The following is a 16,902-nucleotide window of genomic DNA, read 5'->3' as shown; positions in this document are numbered from 1 at the left end:
GGTTACGCGAGGTCCGCGCGCACCAAGGCTGCCGCGAGCTCCGCCAGCTGGTCGGCGTCGACGAGGGCCGCGAGCTGGTCCGGGTCGGCCGGTAGGCCGAGTTTTTCGGCGCCGGTCAGGGCACGCTTGTCGAAGAACGGTCGCACCTGCGGCCACACCTGCTGCACCTCGCGGCAGAAGATGTCCGCGGCCGTGGGGCCGATGCGCGGAAACTCCCGCAGCTTCTCCCGTATGCCGTCGACCTCTCCTCCCGCGGAGTCGCGCAGCCGGCGGAGGTCGCCGGCGTAGGCGTCGAGCAGGTGCTCGGCGGCGGCGTCGAGGTGACGGGCGGTGCTCTCGTCATACCGGCGATAGCCGCCGCGGCCGAGGGCGTCGACGCGCTGCTGCCAGGTGGAGTCGCGCAGCTGCTGTGGGGTGCGCCACCCGGCTGCCCAGAGCTCGCGGGCCGAGGCGGTGGCGACCGAGGCGTTGATCGGTGCCGCGAACAGCATGCTCAGCGTCAGCAGTTGGAACAGCGGCGCAGGCTTGTTGCGCAGGGTGATCGACGCCTCCGCGGCATACGTCCGGCCGTGGTCGCGCAGCAGGTCGCTGACGAGTTGTCGTTGAGTGGTCACCCTTTCGGCATACCCGATGGTGGGCGGCGGACACCAGGGCCGCCTGCGGCGGGTGGCCGATCGGATCGGCTCAGCCGGCAGCCCGTGGCGCGATCGTCACGTCGCGACGCAGGGCTTGGAGTACGTCGAGTTCGCGGTCGATCTCGCGGCGCTTGTCCTGGAGGCGATCGACTTCCTGACGGAGGAGTTCCTCCATCGCCCCGGTGCGTTCGTGCGCGGGAGCCTCGAGGCAGGGGAGCAACTCGCCGATCGTCACGGTGCACAGTCCGGCCGCGAGCAGGTGCTGGATCAGCACCACCCGCTCGACCGTGTCCGGCTCGAAGTCGCGCCAGCCGCCCGGCGTACGCTCCGATCCGATCAGGCCCTGCTCCTCGTAGTAGCGCAGCGAGCGCGCGCTGACGCCGCTGGCGTGTGCGAGTTCACCGATGCGCATAAGACCTCCCGTCGCGTGCGCCTCAAGTCTTGCATCTGACACCGGTGTGAGGTCTGACAGTGGCCGGCATGGAATGGATCTATTTGGCAATCGCGGTGCTGTTCGAGATCGCGGTCGCGATCAGCGCCGGCAAGGCACAGGGTTTCACCCACCGCGGCTGGACGATCGCAACGCTCGTCACCGGCGGTCTCGGCACCTACTTCCTCAGCCGCGCGCTGCTCACCTTCGACGTCGGCGTCGGCTACGCGTTGTGGACGTCGCTCGCCGGGGTCGGCATCACCGTCCTCGGTGCGGTCCTCTTCGGGCAGCGCCTCACCTGGGCCAAGGCCGCCGGCATCGCGCTGGTCATCGGCGGGGTCGTCGGGTTGCAGCTGACCGGAGGTGCGTGATGGACCGGCTGACACAACGCAATGCCTGGCTGACGCTGCTGCTGGCGGGCGCCTTCGAGGTCGGCTACGCCCTCTCGGTCGGCGGCAGCCGCGGCTTCACCCGTTGGACCTGGTCACTCGTCGCAGTGGTCTTCTTCCTGCTCACCCTCTGGGCGCTCAGCCGGGCCCTGCGCACCATCGAGGTCGGCATCGGGTATGCCGTGTGGGCCGGCATCGGCGCCGTCGGCGCGGCGCTGTTGGGCCCGGTGTTCTTCGACGAGTCGCTGTCTGTGGCGAAGGCGGGTTGGCTCGCGGTCATCATCGCCGGCGTGGTGTGGCTCAAGCTCGCCGAGCGTGCCCCGGACGATCAGGTATGACGGCAGCCCGCGGCGGATCGATCGCCCGAGTGCGGGTGATTCTGCGCCGCGTTCGGCAACCTGGTTGCGCCCGCAGCAACCAGGTTGCGGGTGCCGCCAAGAGTACGTCGGTCTAGCGTGAAGACGGCAGAGTGAGTCCTGGCCACCCCGATGGCCTGACGAAGGTGTTGACCGATGGCAGCGCGCGCCGAGTGGGACATGGATGCGTTCGTCGACGCACTCGACGCACTCGACGCACTCGACGCCGAGCGCGCTCGCCTCGACCTCAACTGGTACGACGTCGCCGACCTCCTGTGGCAGTAGTCGGCCGACCTCAACGCCGTCCTCCCGGGGCACCCGCTATGTGGCGGCGCCGTGGGCCGGCTGCGCGCGCGTGGCGCGACCTCCTGCCAGTACGCGCTCTACATGATGCGCTGGCTGGACCGGCCGCCGGAGGACTTCCTGACCGGTGCGAGCAGCGCCACAGGTGACCCGACTCTGCCGGCCGCCGGCCCGGACGCCCGCCTGCGATGGAATCTCCCGCAGCTGCACGACGCGCTTAACCGCCGTCGCCAGGATGAGGCGCTGACCTGGGCGCAGCTCGCCGCCGAGTTGGACTGCACCCCGGCCCGGCTGACCAACCTGCGCACCGCCCGCGAGGCCGATATGGCGCTCGCCATGCGCGTCACGCAATGGCTCGCGCTGCCTGCCGCCCGCTTCATCCACCCAGTGACCGCCGAGGATCTTGCGGCACGCTGAATGCAAAAAATCCGCCGGAGAGCCGGCGGAAAATTTTGTCGGGGTGACAGGATTTGAACTGTTCACTCGCGAATTTCAGCTAACACTCTGATCTGCACCGCAAGCGTCTGAACTGCAGAGATGTAGACTCTAGCGCGTGAGAGTAATGGGCACAAGAGGACACGGCGAACCTCAAATTATGCCCGGATTATGTCCCAACGTGTCCGCGAACGGCACGACATGACGCGGGCAAAGCGGGACTTCGGGACAATCCGGAAGCGAGGCAACGGTCGGTACCAGGCCTACTACATGGGCCCCGACCAAGGCTTCCACCGCGCGCCGTCCACCTTCCAGACGAAGTCCGACGCAGAGGGCTGGCTCGCCGCCGAGCGCCGGCTCATCCAGAACGACGAGTGGTCACCGGCGAAGTCCCGGCGGGCGAAGGTGCGACGGGCGACCGAGGCGTTCGGGCCGTATGCCGAGGCGTGGCTCGCTCTGCGCGAACTCAAGCAGCGCACCCGCGCTCTGTACCGGCGTCAGTTGGATCGGTTCATTCTTCCGGCGTTCGCTGAGATGTCGCTGCGGGACATCACGCCGCCTATTGTGAGGACTTGGTACACGAGCCTCGACCCGGCGCGGCCGACCCAACGAGCACACGTCTACTCCCTGCTGCGCGCGATCCTCAACGAGGCCGTCCGCGACGACATCCTGGCCAAGAACCCGTGCACGATCCGAAGCGCCGGGATCGCCAAGCGGCAACGCCCGATCGATCCGGCATCGCCGCAGGAGATCGTGACGCTGATGAACGAAATGCCTGACCGCTACTGGGCATTCGTGCTCATCGCGGCGTGGTGCGGGCTTCGTTTTGGTGAGCTTGCTGAGCTGCGTCGAGCGGACGTCGACGTTAAGGCGGGGCTGATCCATGTGCGGCGAGCCGTCACCTGGGATCACAGCACCCCAGTCGTCGGCACGCCCAAGAACGGCCAACAACGCTCCGTGTCGATGCCACCCCACAGCGTCGATGTCGTGAGTGCGCACCTTGGGCGCTTCGTCGAGCGGGGGAGCGACGCGCTTCTCTTCACAGCCGTCGGTGACAGCACACGGCAGGTTCACTCCAACACCGTCCGCCGCCACTGGCTCAAGGCCAGGGCAGCCGCTGGTCGGCCGGACATGCGCATCCACGATCTACGGCACACTGGCGCGGTTCTCGCGGCCCTTGCTGACGCGACTCCGAAGGAGACTATGGACAGACTCGGGCACCTCACTGCCGAGGCAGCAATGCGCTACCAGCACGTCGCACGTGGGCGTGACGCCGAGATCGCCGCAAAGCTCTCGGATCTGGCGGGCCATTGATGCGATCTACGACAACTGCACGACATGAACGAAGCCGCGGCTCGCGTGCTCAAGTTGGCCGCATGCCACGTCTGTCAACCACCGTGAGTCGGTTATGGATCGGGGAGTCGATCAACTCAAGGGTGTCCACGTCGCGCAAAGGATCAAGAGTGTCCACATGCAGGGCGCAGGCGTAGATACCGCTGGCGCCTCGGCTTCGTAGGATGCCTGCAACTGTTTCAAACTCGATGGTAGTGGCGGCGACTGTGCCGACGAGCAGGACTTCTCGACTGGCGACTCGGCACGTCCACGTGCTCACTTCGACGGTTCCCCGTGAGATCAGAGTGATTGCTCCGAGGACGCGCTGAGCGCTGTCGCCAACCGGCACCACCAGAGGGTTCTCGAACGCCTCGGCAAGCTGAAGGACGCGTCGCGCGATTCGGTCGAGGCTTTCATGACCGATGGCTGCGTCATCTGCCTGCTGTAACTCGAACAGCCGATTCAGCATGGGTGCATGTGGAACGAACACACTCATATGCTGACCTCCTTGTGAGGATATTGGGGCTTCGGGTCCGCTGGAAGTATCGCTCGCCGATTGTGAGCGGCAGCGTCGGGGATCATGGGGAGGACAAGGCGGCGATGGCGGCCGCAGTCGCTTCTGTGAAGGCCTGAGTCTTCCCGGCTCCTGTGGCTAACGCCTTGCCTTCGGCGTCGAGCGCTTTCTTATCGAGGGGAGTCCAGCTGGCGAGTTCTGTCGGGGTGACGACGAAGGTGGTTGCGCACTCCGAGGATGCCGCTGCGGTGATAGCCCCTTCCACTAACAGTCGAACTTTGGTCGACTCTCGCCTCGATGCGGCGGGTGAGTTGTCGGCTCGCCTGATCACCACTGTGTCAGGGGCCAGCGTCTTTATCTTTGTTCCGACGGCCTTTGCGGTATCGCGCAGCCTCGTCGCCAAGTCCGTCCCCAATCCGCTCATCTCAAAGGACTGCTCGAGCACCGCTGTGCCGGACGAGTCATTGACGATGACAGCGCGCAAACGTGCTTGATCGGCCTTCATCTCCACCGCCAGCCCCATTGCGCGCATGGTCAGCACAGTATCGTTTAGCAGGTGTTTGCGGTCGGAGATTTGATCGATGGGCGATACGAGGTTCGTGGCCTTCTCGGGAGTGGCGGTCAAGGGGACGTGCTGGAGGTCTTTGACCATCACGAACGGGATGTCGTGGCACTGAAGTTGTTGCGCCCGACCAACCACCCGTTCGGTGTCTGGGGCGAAGCGCAGATCCTTCGCCATCTCGTCGATGACCACATCCTCCCCATCAGGAATGCGGACACGCATCTGGGCCAACCATTCCTTGTGACAGCTATCGCCACGGAGGGGACGATCGGTGGGCGCATCCCCAGCGTCGGGTTCGATGTCGCCCAAGCGGTTCGATGGATCCAGCAGGCTTGCCAGGGAATCGAGCGAGGGCACGACTGTGGCCTGCTGCACAACGACATTAAGCCTGACAATCTGTTTCTGGACGGCCGAGGCAACTGCCTTGTCGGTGATTTCGGCATGGCAGGACAGATCGATCCAACCGGCGCCGGAATTGCCCACGGAGGCACGGCCGCAACGGTCGCGCCAGAGGTTGCGCAGGCTGTCGTCGCTGGCGAACCGCCGTACGCCACCCGCCGAAGCGATGTGTATTCGCTCGCCGCAACGCTGTTTCACTTACTCACAGGGGAACCGCCTCATCAGTTCGTGGGACTGGCGGAGGACGATCATTTGAAGCATGTGGCGACGACCCTACCGAGAAAGATTCGTGACGTAGCGCCCCACGTCCCCGACTCTCTGGCGAGGGCCGTCAACGCAGCGCTCTCGGTCGATCCTGAGAGTCGTCCAGCGACTGCAATCGAGTTCGCAAACAGCATTGGTCGGCCTATCGTCGGCAGGCGCTGGCAGCGAACTGACGAGCACGGTGGTCACATTGCGTGTCATCGCGGCGTTCGGTCCGGACGTACGGATTACCTGCTGTGCACCCTCGCGGGTGCAAAGCCCACCGACAGGAAGCTCATCACGACCCACGCGGAGAACAACCGTAAGGTCGCGAACGGCACCGTGGAGACAACTCGCGCACGGTGGGCAGCGACCGTCCGCAAGCTCATGGACCGCCTGTCCTGACTAGGTGGACCAAGCTGGACGCCTTGGTAGGTTCAAAAGGTCAGGCGCTGTCCGTCATGCGCTGCGTCACGAGCACGCTCCCCGAGATGTGAGGCTATGCGGTTGGGATGAGCAACATAAGTCGGTCGACGTCGACAGGATCCACTCGGAGCACGCGCGGGCCGCTGCGGTAGGCGGGGAGCTGACCGGCGGCGATTCTGCGGCGGAGCGCACGGACGCTGAGGCCGGTGCGCTCGGCGGCGTCGGCGAGGGACTCGAACTGGCGGCGGGGTGTTGAAGAGGTACTCATACACCCCCGAAGGGTCAAAACGTGCCTCTGACGGTCACACTCGGGGACGAGGTTCATGGAGTGGACGTCGACCGCCGGGAGGACGCATGACGGCCCGCTCAAATCGATGCATGGTGCCCATGTCCCGCGCAGCCGTGTCCCGAGCGAGCAAGGTCGCAGCAGCGCGCGTCTACATCGCGGCCAGCGCCAAGAGCGGGCAACCGGTGCCCGACTGGATTACGCGGATCGCTGACAGCCGAGAAAGTTAGCCGCGCAGCTGCTCCTCCAAAGCCGTTGCTACTGCTTCGAACTCGGCAAGAGCGGCAGTGAGGTCCTCGACGATCTCGCGGGCGATCACGTCGGGCGACGGGAGGTTGTCGAGGTCTTCGAGTGAGTCGTCCTTGAGCCAAGTGATGTCCAGGTTGGCCTTGTCGCGGGCGATGATCTCGTCGTACGTGAACGACTTCCAGCGCTCGGACTCGACCCTGTCTGCGGCGGTGTAGCAGGCGACAAAGTCATCGAGGTCGGCTCGCCGGAGCGGGTTCTGTTTGAGCGTGAAGTGCTGGTTGGTGCGCAGGTCGTAGACCCACAGCCGCTCTGTCCACGGCTGCCCCGGTCGGGCGACCTTCTTGTCGAAGAACAGCACGTTCGCCTTGACGCCGTTGGCGTAGAAGATGCCCGTTGGTAGACGCAGCATGGTGTGCAGGTCGAAGTCGGTCAGCAGCTTCCGGCGGATCGTTTCGCCGGCGCCGCCCTCGAAGAGCACGTTGTCGGGCAGGACCACGGCCGCGCGTCCGTTGGTGTCCAGGATCGTCATGATGTGCTGCACGAAGTTGAGCTGCTTGTTGCTCGTGGTCGCGACGAAGTCCTGGCGTTCGATCTCCCGGTCTTCGCGCACCTCGCGTCCGTCGGCACCGACCATCGTGAGCGACGACTTCCGGCCGAACGGCGGGTTCGAAAGCACCACCGACCACCGATCGCCCAGGTCGGCGATGAGCGAGTCCTTCACCTCGATGAGTGATGGACCGTTGGACCTGCCCATGCCGTGCAGCAGCAGGTTCATCGACGCGAGACGCGCGGTGCCGTCGACGAGCTCGTAGCCGGTGGCAAACGTGTCGCGGAGATGGTTACGCTGCGTGGGCGTCATCGACGCCGCGCCCTCGGACGCGTGCTCGTGGGCGACCAGCAGGAAGCCGCCCGTGCCACAGGCGGGATCGACCACGGTGTCGGCGACCGTTGGCTGTATGACGTCGACGATTCCCTGGATGAGCGCGCGTGGGGTGAAGTACTGGCCGGCTCCGGAGCCTTTGTCGGACGCGCCTCGGGACAGCAGCTCCTCGTAGGCGTCGCCCTTGATGTCGGTGCCGGACTGCGACCACTGCTCCTTGTCGATCAGGTCGACGATGAGCCGGCGCAGTTTTGCCGGGTCCTGGATGCGGTTCTGAGCTTTGCGGAAGATCGTGCCGATCAGGCCGGGCTCTCGCGACAGGCCGACGAGAATCTGGGTGTAGACGATCTCGAGGTTGTCGCCTTGCGCGTCGAGTAGTCGCTGCCACGAGTACTTTTCGGGCACGATCTGCTCCGGCGCCAGCTTCCGCGTCGCACGCTCGTGCGCCATCTTCAGGAAGAGAAGGTAGGTCAGCTGCTCGGTGTATTCGATGACACCGACGCCGTCGTCGCGCAGCACGTCGCAGTAGGACCACAGCTTGTCGACCAGGCGGCGCGAGTCAGTCATCGTCATCCTTCACGAGGCGGAGACCTTCGACTCCGCGATAGATCCGGTCACCGGCCAACAGCGGCAGGTCGAAGGCGATAGCGGTCGCGGCAATCCACGCGTCACCTACGTGGATCTTCTCAGCCAACGCGTGTCCGGCGTGCCGGCAGGCTGCGCGCACAGAGGCGAACGACTCGATCACGTCGTTGGTGACGGGCACTGTTGGTGTCTTGGTGAGGTTCGCCTCGAGAGCGGCGAACTTCGTTGCGCCCCAGCGTTTCGCCAGTGCTCCGAAGCGGAGCTCACCTTCGGTCTGAGCAGCGATCAGCACCTGTTTGCCGAGTAACAGCCGACGCCACGAGGAGGCTCGCGGATCGCGATCGCGTCCGGACGGAATGACGTGGCTCCACACATCGGTGTCGACCAGCACGAAGTCGTCAGGCACGAATCTCCGCCAGGAAGTCCTCGATTTCGTCATCGGAGAGGTCGAGTGGTTGCGGGGCGGGTGCGGCCTCTGCCCCACGACGCAGCGATTCGAGATCGGCGGAGCGCTGTATGCCGAGCGAGTCCGCCACGGACGGTTCCGGCGAGATGTGGGCACCCTCCATCCGATGGTGTTGTGTGCCCTGCCCAACGGCGAGCACGCCCGTCGCTACCACGCGAGTACCGACGAGCCGGGCGGCTTCATCCGGCTCCTCGACTTCGACCAGATCGATGCCGTTGCCGGCGGCATCGCGCAGCCTGAATCTCCTGCTGTGCAGGTCGACCATTTCCAACACGCCATGCACGGACATCTCGCCGGCCTCCTCTCCGTTCTGCCGCTGCCATGGCCGGCGATCCAGCAGGTGCGTGTCCAGCATGCGCCGGGGGTAACCGGGAACAGCCACCTCTGCCTTCGGCGCGGCTTTGCCCAGGGCGACGACGAGCCGATCCACCGCATCGGCGACCGAGTCGGACACCTCCGGCGGGCGCTCATTGGTGCCGACTCCCTCGATGATCGACCAGAACATGGCATCGACCTGGGGCTCCAGCGGATCGAGGATGGCGTTCTGGTCGCCGACGACGAAAACGACCTGAGTGCTGCCCTTACGCAGCCCGACCCGTACGGTGGCCAGTCGTTCGAGGACAGCATCGGTCCGGCCGAGCCCGTCTCGTTTTGCCGCGGACCGGGTCAGCCGGTAGGCGAGATCCTTGAATGAACCGATGATGCCAAGGGCGTCCGCAGCGAGCAGCTCCCCGTCGGCGCTCTCGTGTCCGATCAAACGGATCTCAATTTCACGAGTCATGGTCGCCACCTCCTGCCGATCCCGGATCTCGTCAATCTACTGACGACCACCGACGAGGTCGTGTGAGGCGGTCATTGAAGAGAAGATCCCCCGGTTGCGCATCGTTGAGTGGCTCGGGGGATATGGTCCCTCAATATTACAAGCCGTCGAAGAAGTCTTCATCCAACCGGTACAGAGTGACGGTCTGATCCGATTGGACACCGACGCCGTAGGCGACGAGGAGTTCCGCCAGGCGACGGCCGTCGATCAGCTCGATCCGTGCGTTGATGCGTTCGGCCTCTTGGACGGCGCCGTTGGAGAAGCGGGATGTCGTGATGAAAACGCCTCTGTCTCCTTGCTTTCCGAGCAGGGCGCCGGCGAACTCATGGATGCGGGGACGATCGATGGTTCGATCTTCGGCATACCGCTTCGCCTGCACATAGATGCGATCGAGACCGAGTGGGTCCTGGCTGATGATGCCGTCGACGCCGGCGTCTCCGGACGCGCTGGTGCGCTCGACCGAACCGGCCTTGCCGTATCCCATCCGTTCGAGCAGTCGAATCACAAGATCTTCGAACCCGGTCGGTGACAGGGCGAGCGCGGCCTGTAGCACCTCGCCTTCGACAGCTGCCCGGTTCGTCGACAGCGCCTGTTCGACGAGGTCGCTCGGGGTGGCCTCCCTGCGGTCGTCGCCGGTGGTAACCGCTGTCGCCGCCGCTTTCTCCCGGGTGCGATCCCGGAAGTCGAGGTATGCCGGATATGCCTCCAGGGTCTTCATGTCGATGCGGGTCGGGTTCGCCCTGAGAGCGGCGCGCCCGTCGTCGGTGATGACGACGTGCCCGCGACTCGGACGGGCGACGAGCCCGGCCTGCGAGAGGTAGGTGAGCGACCAGCCGATCCGGTTGTCGATGGTTCGCTGCCGGCCACTCGGAAGAAGCTCGGCGCGCTCCGCCTCTGTCAGGTCAAACTCCTCAGCCATCGCATCCTTGACGTCACGTGAGCGGCGCACGGCACCGTCGGCGAGGAGGGCCAGGACTGGCCGCATGAGAGTCTGGAAGTCCGGAATCATCCTGCGATCTCCTCGACCACTTCGTCGTCGGTGTGACGGCCGGTCAACTTCCCGCTGAAGGCTGCGGCCAGGACCGCGCGGCGTAATGACTGGGCGCGGGCCCTCGAGCGGGACAGCTCAGACTCGAGAATCCCCCACTTCTGCTCGGCCTCCGTGAACTGCTGCACGGCGGCTTCCTGCTCCTCGGTTCCGACATCGGGCACATGGACGCGAAGCAGGGACTTTTGCGAGATGTTCCGCATTGAGTCCTTGGTCCCAGTCGCCAGTGCCGAGATCTGCGCGCGGGACGTGGGACTCTGCAGCGCTCGCCAAAGCCAGGCCGGGTTGGTGTCGGCGGTCGGCACGACTCGAAGACTCTTGTCGCTCAATAGCAGTCGCGGCCGACCTGGATCATCGACCAGGACGCTCGCTCCGACGTATTCCGAAGTGTTCGCCCGACTGACCAGGAGATCGCCGGCGTGGATCTCGTATCTCGGATCCGCCCGGTCGGCGGGAATCGCCTTGTTCTCTTCTGGCAGGAATTTGCCCCAAGTCATCGCGGAGACTTTGATGATTCCCCACTCCTGGTCGCGGGCAGCTGCAGCCGCCCCACCGAGAGACTTGCCGGCTTCAATGTGGTCCACCAGCTGTTTGAGTGGCACCCGCTTGCTGCTTCGGCCGAACAGCTCTTCAAGGGTCGAACGCCGGAGGGATGCAAGTCTTCGTTCCACAGCGGACGCATAATCCGCCGCTGCGTCGAGGTGTGAGAGGTGGTCTTCGAGGATCTCGACGATTCGCTGCTGCTCTGCAAGGTCTGGCAGCGGCACAGCAAGAGCAGCGAGGTTCTTGCGCGAGATTCGCTTGCGGGTGGTGCCGCTTTGCCGTGCGACAACCTCCGCGTTGAACTGTGGGGCGTTGATCATCCACATCACATACGCAGGAGACACGGCGGAGTGATCTACACGGAGGATGGCGACGTCGACCGCGGTCACGGCACGGCCGATGCCTTCTGGCGCTAGGCAGGCTCGCCCGAGTGGCTCAGGCATTCGTGCGACCAGAATGTCTGCTGGCTGAAGAAATGTGCAGCCGAGCCGGTCGGCTTGATCTTCGCGCATCCAGCGATCAGATCGATTCCTGAACGTTCCGACCCCTACGTCGGCGAGTTGTGTCAGCCTTACGGTTCCTGACGCGTCCTGATCCTTCGACTCGACCCAATCGCCGTCCCGGAAGAGCCCGCGTTCGCCGAGTCGGCTGAGCGAGACGAGCGGTGCTTTCACGCGGTGAGCTCCGCGTTGAGGTTCTCCAGCAGGTCGGCGGCTTGGTCGCCGAGGTCACGCAGGGCACCATCGACCCCACCGCGTTCGGTGAAGGGTGCTTCGTCGAGGTCTTCGGCGGTGATGCCGGCGGAGTTCGCGATCACTTCGACCATCCGGTCCAGCCACCACCTTTGTGTCTCCGTGAATTTCGTGCCCGACTGCTCCTGTTGGGCGAGCCAGGCGGCATACCGCTCGCGCACGCGGTCGGCAAACGGCACCAGCTCGTCATCGACGCCGACGGTATAGCGCAGCAAGGACACCAGGTCGGTCAGGGTGTGCCGGTCGCTGTGGCGGACCTTGTCCACATACAGCGTCTCGTAGGCGTGCCAGATGATGTCGGTGGTCCAGTTGTGCGGTGGCCGGCTGATGCGGTCGGCGAGTTCTTGGATGTCGGCGAAGTTGATGCGTCGCACGCGGGCTTCGCCGAGCAGCTGGATGGCGGTGATCTCGTCGCGGTGCTCGTTCAGGTAGGCCTGCCAGGACTCGACCACCGACTGCGCCCGGCGGGTGTCGACCACGCCGCCGGCGTCGATCAGGGTGTCGGCGTTGACCTCGTCGATGATCCGGTCGTGTGTGGCGCGTAGCTCCAGGATGCGGCTGCGTAGTTCGGGGTTGGCGGCCAGCGGGCGTGTCGCGGGGTCCAACAACTGCTGAATGGTTTCGACACGGGCTCCTTCGTCGCCCTGCTCAACCAGCGCTCGAGCCTGGGTGTCCGGGTCGACCGCGTCGACCAGTCCGCGGACGATGTCGCGGACCGGCATACCGGCGACATCGTCCAGCTCCTCGCGCTCGGCCGGGGTGAGGTCCAACTCCAACTTGGCCAATCGGGAGGCGAGAGTGGCGGTCTCGTCCTCGGTCAGCGACAACGTCGCCGCTTTGTCGAGCAGCTTCTTGAGCGAGACGCCCTTCTCGCGGTTCAGCGGCGGATCGACGAAGTCGTGCTCGGTGACCCCGACGGCGTCGACGATGACGAACCGGTCCTTGCCCGCCGCGTCCGGGGTGACCGACTGAAAATCGGCCGGGGTGATGGTGCGGGCGCCGCGGCCCTTCATCTGCTCGAAGTACTGCGCCGAGCGCACGTCGCGCATGAAGAAGACGCACTCCAGCGGCTTCACGTCGGTGCCGGTGGCGATCATGTCGACGGTGACCGCGATGCGCAGACTCGGGGACGTCCGGAACGCCTGCAGCTGGCCCTTGGGGTCGCGGGCGTTGTAGGTGATCTTGGCGGCGAAGTCGTTGCCCTTGCCGAACACTTCGCGCACCGCGGTGACGATCTCCTCGGCGTGCGCGTCGTCCTTGGCGAAGATCAGCGTCTTCGGGACGGTCGAACGGCCGGGAAAGATCTCGGTGAACAGCCGGTCCCGGAACGTCTCCAACACCAAGCGGATCTGCGACTTGGCGGTGACCGCGCGGTCGAGCTGCTTGTGGGTGTATTCCAGGTCCTCTTCGAGCGCTTCGAGTCGCTGCTGACGGGTCCGGCGGTCGACCTTCGGGACGATCGTGCCGGCGTCGATCGAGTTGCCGCATTCGGAGATCTCGGTGCGGATCCGGTAGAGGTCGAAGTCGACGTTGACGCGGTCGGCGACCGACTGCGGGTAGGTGTATTCGGAGACCAGGTTCTGCCGGAAGAACGCGAACGTCTGCTTGCCGGGTGTCGCGGTCAGGCCGACGACGTGCGCGTCGAAGTATTCGAGGACGCTGCGCCATACGCCGTAGATCGAGCGGTGCGCCTCGTCGACGACGACCAGGTCGAACGTCTCGGGCGGCAATTGGGCGCTGTAGGCGACGGTCACGGGGGAGTCCGGGACGAAGTCGTCCAGGCCCGGGTCGTCGTCCGCGGTCACCTCCTCGCCCTGGAGCGCCTTGTAAACGCGCTGGATGGTCGAGATCACGACGTTGCTGCTGGCGAGCATGCCGGCGCGCGTGAGCTTGTCGACGTTGTAGATCTCGGTGAAGCGGCGGCCGTCGCCGGGCGTGCGGTAGTTCTGGAACTCCGCGATCGTCTGCTCGGCGAGGTTGTTGCGGTCGACGAGGAAGAGGATGCGCTTGAAGCCGCCAAACTTCAGCAGCCGAAAGGCGAGCGTGACGGCGGTGTAGGTCTTGCCGGCACCGGTTGCCATCTGTACCAGTGAACGGTCGAAATGCTGCGCGGCGAGTGAGTGCTCCACGCCGTTGATCGCGGTGATCTGCGCCGGCCGCAGGCTCGTCATGTCGAGCTCGGGGAGGTGGCGCACCTTCGCGCGCCAGGTCGGTGAATCCTCGGCTTCGGCATCGCGGATGATGCGGGCGAGCGTCGCCGGCTGCGGAAACGCGAACAGCTGCCGCGACCGTGCGTCCGGGTCATAGCCGTTGGTGAAGTGCGTCTCGGTGCCGCTCGCCTCGAAGATAAACGGCAGCCGTCCGTCCGTCGTGAGTGCCTTGAGCCGTATGTCGGACGGGAGGCCCTCGGCATACATCGCCGACTGCCACTCGACACCACTCAGCGTCGTGCCCTGCGGCTTGGCCTCGATGACACCGACGGCGCGCTGGTCGACATACAGCAGATAGTCCGCGCGACCGTGCCCGGACGCCATGGTGACCTCGCGGCACGCGACGCCTTGCGCGGCGAAGAGGTTGAGCGCCTTCTTGTCCTGCACCATCCAGCCTGCGTCGGTCAGTTGGCGATCGATGAGTAAACGCGCCCGTGCCTCGGCAGCAACCCGAGCCTCGTCCCCTGATGACGCATTCATGATGCTCGCAGGTTACTGCGAACTACCCGGAACGTTTGCGATCTCGCGCCAGCCTGGAGGGCTCTCAAATATCGGCTTGCGTCGCCATCGTCCGGGCATGCTTACCGTTGCGGTCTCAACCGTGCAGCGGTCGACCACCCGAACCCACGCCCACAAAAATGACCCGAACCTGCACAATGCAGGTCCGGGCCATTCCGATGTCCTCAAGACATCACACTGTCGGGGTGACAGGATTTGAACCTGCGACCTCTTCGTCCCGAACGAAGCGCGCTACCAAGCTGCGCCACACCCCGTGGCATGCCGCGAGCGCCCCAGCGGGACGCACGCAGCGAGAAGCAACGATACAAGCTGACCCGCGGATTCGCCCAATCGGGCTAGGCGTAGCGGCGCAGGATGGACGCTGCCTGCCCGACATACCCGCCGCCGAAGAGCACCGCGTGCAGCAGGACCAGATGCAGCTGCATGAGGGGGAGGCGCTCGCGCCAGCCGTCGGCCACCCCCGCCACCTCGATGTATGACGCAAGCAGCCGCTCCAGGTGCGGCGCCCCGAAGAGCGTGAGCGCGCCCAGGTCGGACTCCGGGTGCCCACCGTGCGCGGCCGGGTCGATCAGCACCCCGCCGGCCGCGGTCCACACCACGTTGCCGGCCCACAGGTCACCGTGCAGTCGCGCCGGCGCGGCGACCGTCTCGTCGAACTCTCCGCCCCGCAGCCGCCCGAGCAGCCCCTCGGCCGCGCCCAGGAGCCCCGCCTGGCGCGCCAACGGCTCGACCCGCAGGTCGGCATACATCGCGCCCCAGGAGTCATAGGGCCCGAGTGGCAGCGGGATCAGGTCGTCCGCCGGCCCCTGCAGGCCGTCGCGGGTCCATCCGTCCGGCCCGACACCGAAACCCGAGGCACCGGTCGCATGGGTCGCGGCGAGCTGCCGGCCGAACGACTCGACCTGCGCGACCGATGGTGAGATCGGCGAAAGGCGTTGCAGCACAAGCTGATCCGGGGACACTGACTCGACGCCCACGACCGGTGCGCCGCCCGGCACCCGCAGCCACGACAACCCGGCCGCCTCCCACGCACCCGCCCGCTCCGAGGCGACCCGCTTGACGAAACCGCCCGCGGTCACGCCCCGGGCACCAGCGTCAGCAGCGTCGCCTCCGGGCGGCACGCGAGCCGCACCGGGTTGTACTTGTTGTGCCCGATGCCCGCCGACACCTCGAGCCACGCGGCGTCCGGCGGAGCCGCGACGCCCGTTGCCGCGCCGGGCCACCAGCGCGAAACCCCTTTGGCGCGAGCGTTGTCCAGGTCGCAGTTGGTCGTCAGCGCGCCGTAGTACGGCACGCACACCTGCCCGCCGTGGGTGTGCCCGGCGAGCATCAGGCGCGCCGCGTCGGCGCTCATCGCGTCGAGCACCCGCACATACGGCGCATGCAGCACGCCCATCGTCAAGGCGACATCGGAGGCGGCAGGACCGGCGACCGCGGCGTAGTCGTCCAGCTCGATGTGCGGGTCGTTCACCCCGACGAATTCGACTGGCTCGCCATTGATGTCGACAGTCCGCCGCACGTTGTCGAGGTCGATCCAGCCACCGGCGGTGAAGCCCTCGACCAGCTCCTCGACCGGCAGCGACGCCACCTCCAGGTCGGCGCCCTTCTTGTGGGGTGCGCCGATCCCGACATACTTCAGCGGGTTCTTCGGTGCCGGCGCGTAGTAGTCGTTCGAGCCGAGCACGAACGCGCCGGGGAAGTCCAGCAGCGGTTCCATCGCGTGCAGCACCGCCGGCACCGCGTCGAGGTCGGAGCAGTTGTCGCCGGTGTTGATCACGAAATCCGGCTCCAGTGCTGCCAAACCGCGCACCCAGTCGATGCGGCGCTGCTGCCGCGGCACCAGGTGCAGGTCGCTGAGATGCAGCACCCGCAGCGGCCGCGAGCCCGGCGCGAGCACCGGCAGCCGGAAACGGCGCAGCGTGTAGAGGTGACGTTCGACGAGGGAGGACCAGGCGAGCGTGCCGGCCCCGGCAGCTGCGACGGCGGTGGTTGCCTTGGCGAGTGCATGCATGACCGGTCAATTATGCGCAGGCCGCTGAGTGCCGCCTGTCAGACTGGCTCCATGACGAGCAAGCAGACCCTGCGCGATGACCTGACCGCCGCATTGCGCGCCCGCGACCAGGTGCGCACCGGCACCCTGCGGATGACGATCGCCGCCATCACCAACGCGGAGGTCGCCGGCAAGGAGCACAAGGAGCTCACCGACGCCGACGTGCAGCAGGTGATCACCAAGGAGGCCAAGAAGCGCCGCGAGGCCGCCGAGGCGTATGACGCAGCCGGCCGCGACGAGCTGGCCGCGAACGAACGCGCCGAGCTCGCCGTGCTGGAGGAGTATCTGCCCAAGCAGCTCACCGACGACGAGCTGCAGACGATCGTGCGGGACGCGATCGCGCAGACCGGTGCCGACAGCATGGCCGGCATGGGTGCGGTAATGAAGGTCGTGCAGCCGCAGATCGCCGGACGCGCCGACGGCGGCAAGGTCGCGGCGCTGGTGAAGCAGGCGCTCGCCCACTGAACCTC

The 16,902-nt window shown here is 66.1% G+C and carries 19 protein-coding genes and 1 tRNA gene; 7 read left to right on the top strand and 13 right to left on the bottom strand.

The window, feature by feature from the left end; genetic code table 11:
- Positions 1-2: 2 nt before the first annotated feature.
- Both HJ588_RS02120 and HJ588_RS02115 read right to left on the bottom strand, forming a co-directional pair.
- Positions 3-614 (bottom strand): endonuclease, encoded by a 612-nt coding sequence (locus tag HJ588_RS02120; RefSeq protein WP_171151508.1) that lies wholly within the window; start codon positions 612-614, stop codon positions 3-5.
- Between the two features lie 70 nt (positions 615-684).
- A complete protein-coding gene (locus HJ588_RS02115; protein ID WP_171151506.1) occupies positions 685-1,047 on the bottom strand; it encodes a MerR family transcriptional regulator in 363 nt (120 codons plus the stop codon).
- Positions 1,048-1,115: 68 nt separating this feature from the next.
- Between HJ588_RS02115 and HJ588_RS02110 the strand changes: the two genes are divergently transcribed.
- The 5 genes from HJ588_RS02110 to HJ588_RS02095 all read left to right on the top strand — a co-directional run bounded on the left by HJ588_RS02110 (position 1,116) and on the right by HJ588_RS02095 (position 3,862).
- Positions 1,116-1,436 (top strand): DMT family transporter, encoded by a 321-nt coding sequence (locus tag HJ588_RS02110; protein ID WP_171151504.1) that lies wholly within the window; start codon positions 1,116-1,118, stop codon positions 1,434-1,436.
- Positions 1,436-1,792 carry a DMT family transporter gene (locus HJ588_RS02105; protein ID WP_171151502.1) on the top strand — a complete coding sequence of 119 codons (357 nt, stop codon included), beginning with the start codon at positions 1,436-1,438 and terminating at the stop codon, positions 1,790-1,792. Before HJ588_RS02110 ends, HJ588_RS02105 begins: the two co-directional genes overlap by 1 nt.
- A gap of 174 nt (positions 1,793-1,966) precedes the next feature.
- Positions 1,967-2,095 carry a hypothetical protein gene (locus HJ588_RS19700; RefSeq protein ID WP_281358790.1) on the top strand — a complete coding sequence of 43 codons (129 nt, stop codon included), beginning with the start codon at positions 1,967-1,969 and terminating at the stop codon, positions 2,093-2,095.
- Between the two features lie 51 nt (positions 2,096-2,146).
- The gene (locus HJ588_RS02100) at positions 2,147-2,530 is read left to right on the top strand and encodes a hypothetical protein (protein ID WP_171151500.1); all 384 of its coding nucleotides are present in this window, start codon (positions 2,147-2,149) and stop codon (positions 2,528-2,530) included.
- A 189-nt stretch (positions 2,531-2,719) separates the two neighbouring features.
- Positions 2,720-3,862 (top strand): tyrosine-type recombinase/integrase, encoded by a 1,143-nt coding sequence (locus HJ588_RS02095; protein WP_484489520.1) that lies wholly within the window; start codon positions 2,720-2,722, stop codon positions 3,860-3,862.
- 49 nt (positions 3,863-3,911) lie between these two features.
- On the opposite strand, the gene HJ588_RS02090 is transcribed toward HJ588_RS02095, so the two are convergent.
- Entirely contained in the window at positions 3,912-4,376 is a 465-nt protein-coding gene (locus HJ588_RS02090; RefSeq protein WP_171151496.1) for a hypothetical protein, read from the bottom strand.
- Positions 4,377-4,458: 82 nt separating this feature from the next.
- Positions 4,459-4,926 (bottom strand): hypothetical protein, encoded by a 468-nt coding sequence (locus HJ588_RS20110; protein ID WP_171151494.1) that lies wholly within the window; start codon positions 4,924-4,926, stop codon positions 4,459-4,461.
- A gap of 24 nt (positions 4,927-4,950) precedes the next feature.
- On the opposite strand from HJ588_RS20110, the gene HJ588_RS20105 reads away from it, so the two are divergent.
- On the top strand, positions 4,951-6,003 hold the full coding sequence (locus HJ588_RS20105) for a serine/threonine-protein kinase (RefSeq protein ID WP_171151492.1): 1,053 nt from the start codon (positions 4,951-4,953) through the stop codon (positions 6,001-6,003).
- Positions 6,004-6,536: 533 nt separating this feature from the next.
- Here the strand turns inward: HJ588_RS20105 and HJ588_RS02075 are convergent.
- The 9 genes from HJ588_RS02075 to HJ588_RS02035 all read right to left on the bottom strand — a co-directional run bounded on the left by HJ588_RS02075 (position 6,537) and on the right by HJ588_RS02035 (position 16,393).
- Positions 6,537-8,006, bottom strand: a complete 1,470-nt coding sequence (locus tag HJ588_RS02075) for a type I restriction-modification system subunit M (protein WP_171151490.1) — start codon at positions 8,004-8,006, stop codon at positions 6,537-6,539.
- On the bottom strand, positions 7,999-8,430 hold the full coding sequence (locus HJ588_RS02070; RefSeq protein ID WP_171151488.1) for a PIN domain-containing protein: 432 nt from the start codon (positions 8,428-8,430) through the stop codon (positions 7,999-8,001). Before HJ588_RS02070 ends, HJ588_RS02075 begins: the two co-directional genes overlap by 8 nt.
- Complete coding sequence (locus HJ588_RS02065) at positions 8,423-9,271, bottom strand: hypothetical protein (RefSeq protein WP_171151486.1); 849 nt, start codon at positions 9,269-9,271, stop codon at positions 8,423-8,425. The genes HJ588_RS02070 and HJ588_RS02065 overlap by 8 nt, the downstream gene beginning before the upstream one ends.
- 136 nt (positions 9,272-9,407) lie before the next feature.
- Positions 9,408-10,319: a restriction endonuclease gene (locus HJ588_RS02060; RefSeq protein WP_171151484.1), complete on the bottom strand. Its 912-nt coding sequence runs from the start codon at positions 10,317-10,319 to the stop codon at positions 9,408-9,410.
- Positions 10,316-11,575 carry a restriction endonuclease subunit S gene (locus tag HJ588_RS02055; RefSeq protein WP_171151482.1) on the bottom strand — a complete coding sequence of 420 codons (1,260 nt, stop codon included), beginning with the start codon at positions 11,573-11,575 and terminating at the stop codon, positions 10,316-10,318. Before HJ588_RS02055 ends, HJ588_RS02060 begins: the two co-directional genes overlap by 4 nt.
- Positions 11,572-14,343: a type I restriction endonuclease subunit R gene (locus HJ588_RS02050; RefSeq protein WP_171151480.1), complete on the bottom strand. Its 2,772-nt coding sequence runs from the start codon at positions 14,341-14,343 to the stop codon at positions 11,572-11,574. The genes HJ588_RS02055 and HJ588_RS02050 overlap by 4 nt, the downstream gene beginning before the upstream one ends.
- A 219-nt stretch (positions 14,344-14,562) precedes the next feature.
- A tRNA-Pro gene (locus HJ588_RS02045) sits at positions 14,563-14,636 on the bottom strand.
- A gap of 81 nt (positions 14,637-14,717) precedes the next feature.
- Positions 14,718-15,461 (bottom strand): fructosamine kinase family protein, encoded by a 744-nt coding sequence (locus HJ588_RS02040; protein WP_171151477.1) that lies wholly within the window; start codon positions 15,459-15,461, stop codon positions 14,718-14,720.
- Positions 15,458-16,393 (bottom strand): metallophosphoesterase, encoded by a 936-nt coding sequence (locus tag HJ588_RS02035; protein ID WP_171151476.1) that lies wholly within the window; start codon positions 16,391-16,393, stop codon positions 15,458-15,460. Before HJ588_RS02035 ends, HJ588_RS02040 begins: the two co-directional genes overlap by 4 nt.
- A 51-nt stretch (positions 16,394-16,444) precedes the next feature.
- Here HJ588_RS02035 and HJ588_RS02030 point away from each other — a divergent pair, with 51 nt between their 5' ends.
- A complete protein-coding gene (locus tag HJ588_RS02030; protein ID WP_171151474.1) occupies positions 16,445-16,897 on the top strand; it encodes a GatB/YqeY domain-containing protein in 453 nt (150 codons plus the stop codon).
- Positions 16,898-16,902: the final 5 nt, after the last annotated feature.

Origin of the sequence: Flexivirga aerilata (assembly GCF_013002715.1) — a bacterium.
In the GTDB taxonomy this organism is placed as follows: domain Bacteria; phylum Actinomycetota; class Actinomycetes; order Actinomycetales; family Dermatophilaceae; genus Flexivirga; species Flexivirga aerilata.
Note: the sequence above shows the minus strand (reverse complement) of the source record. Positions and strands in the feature narration are given on the sequence as shown.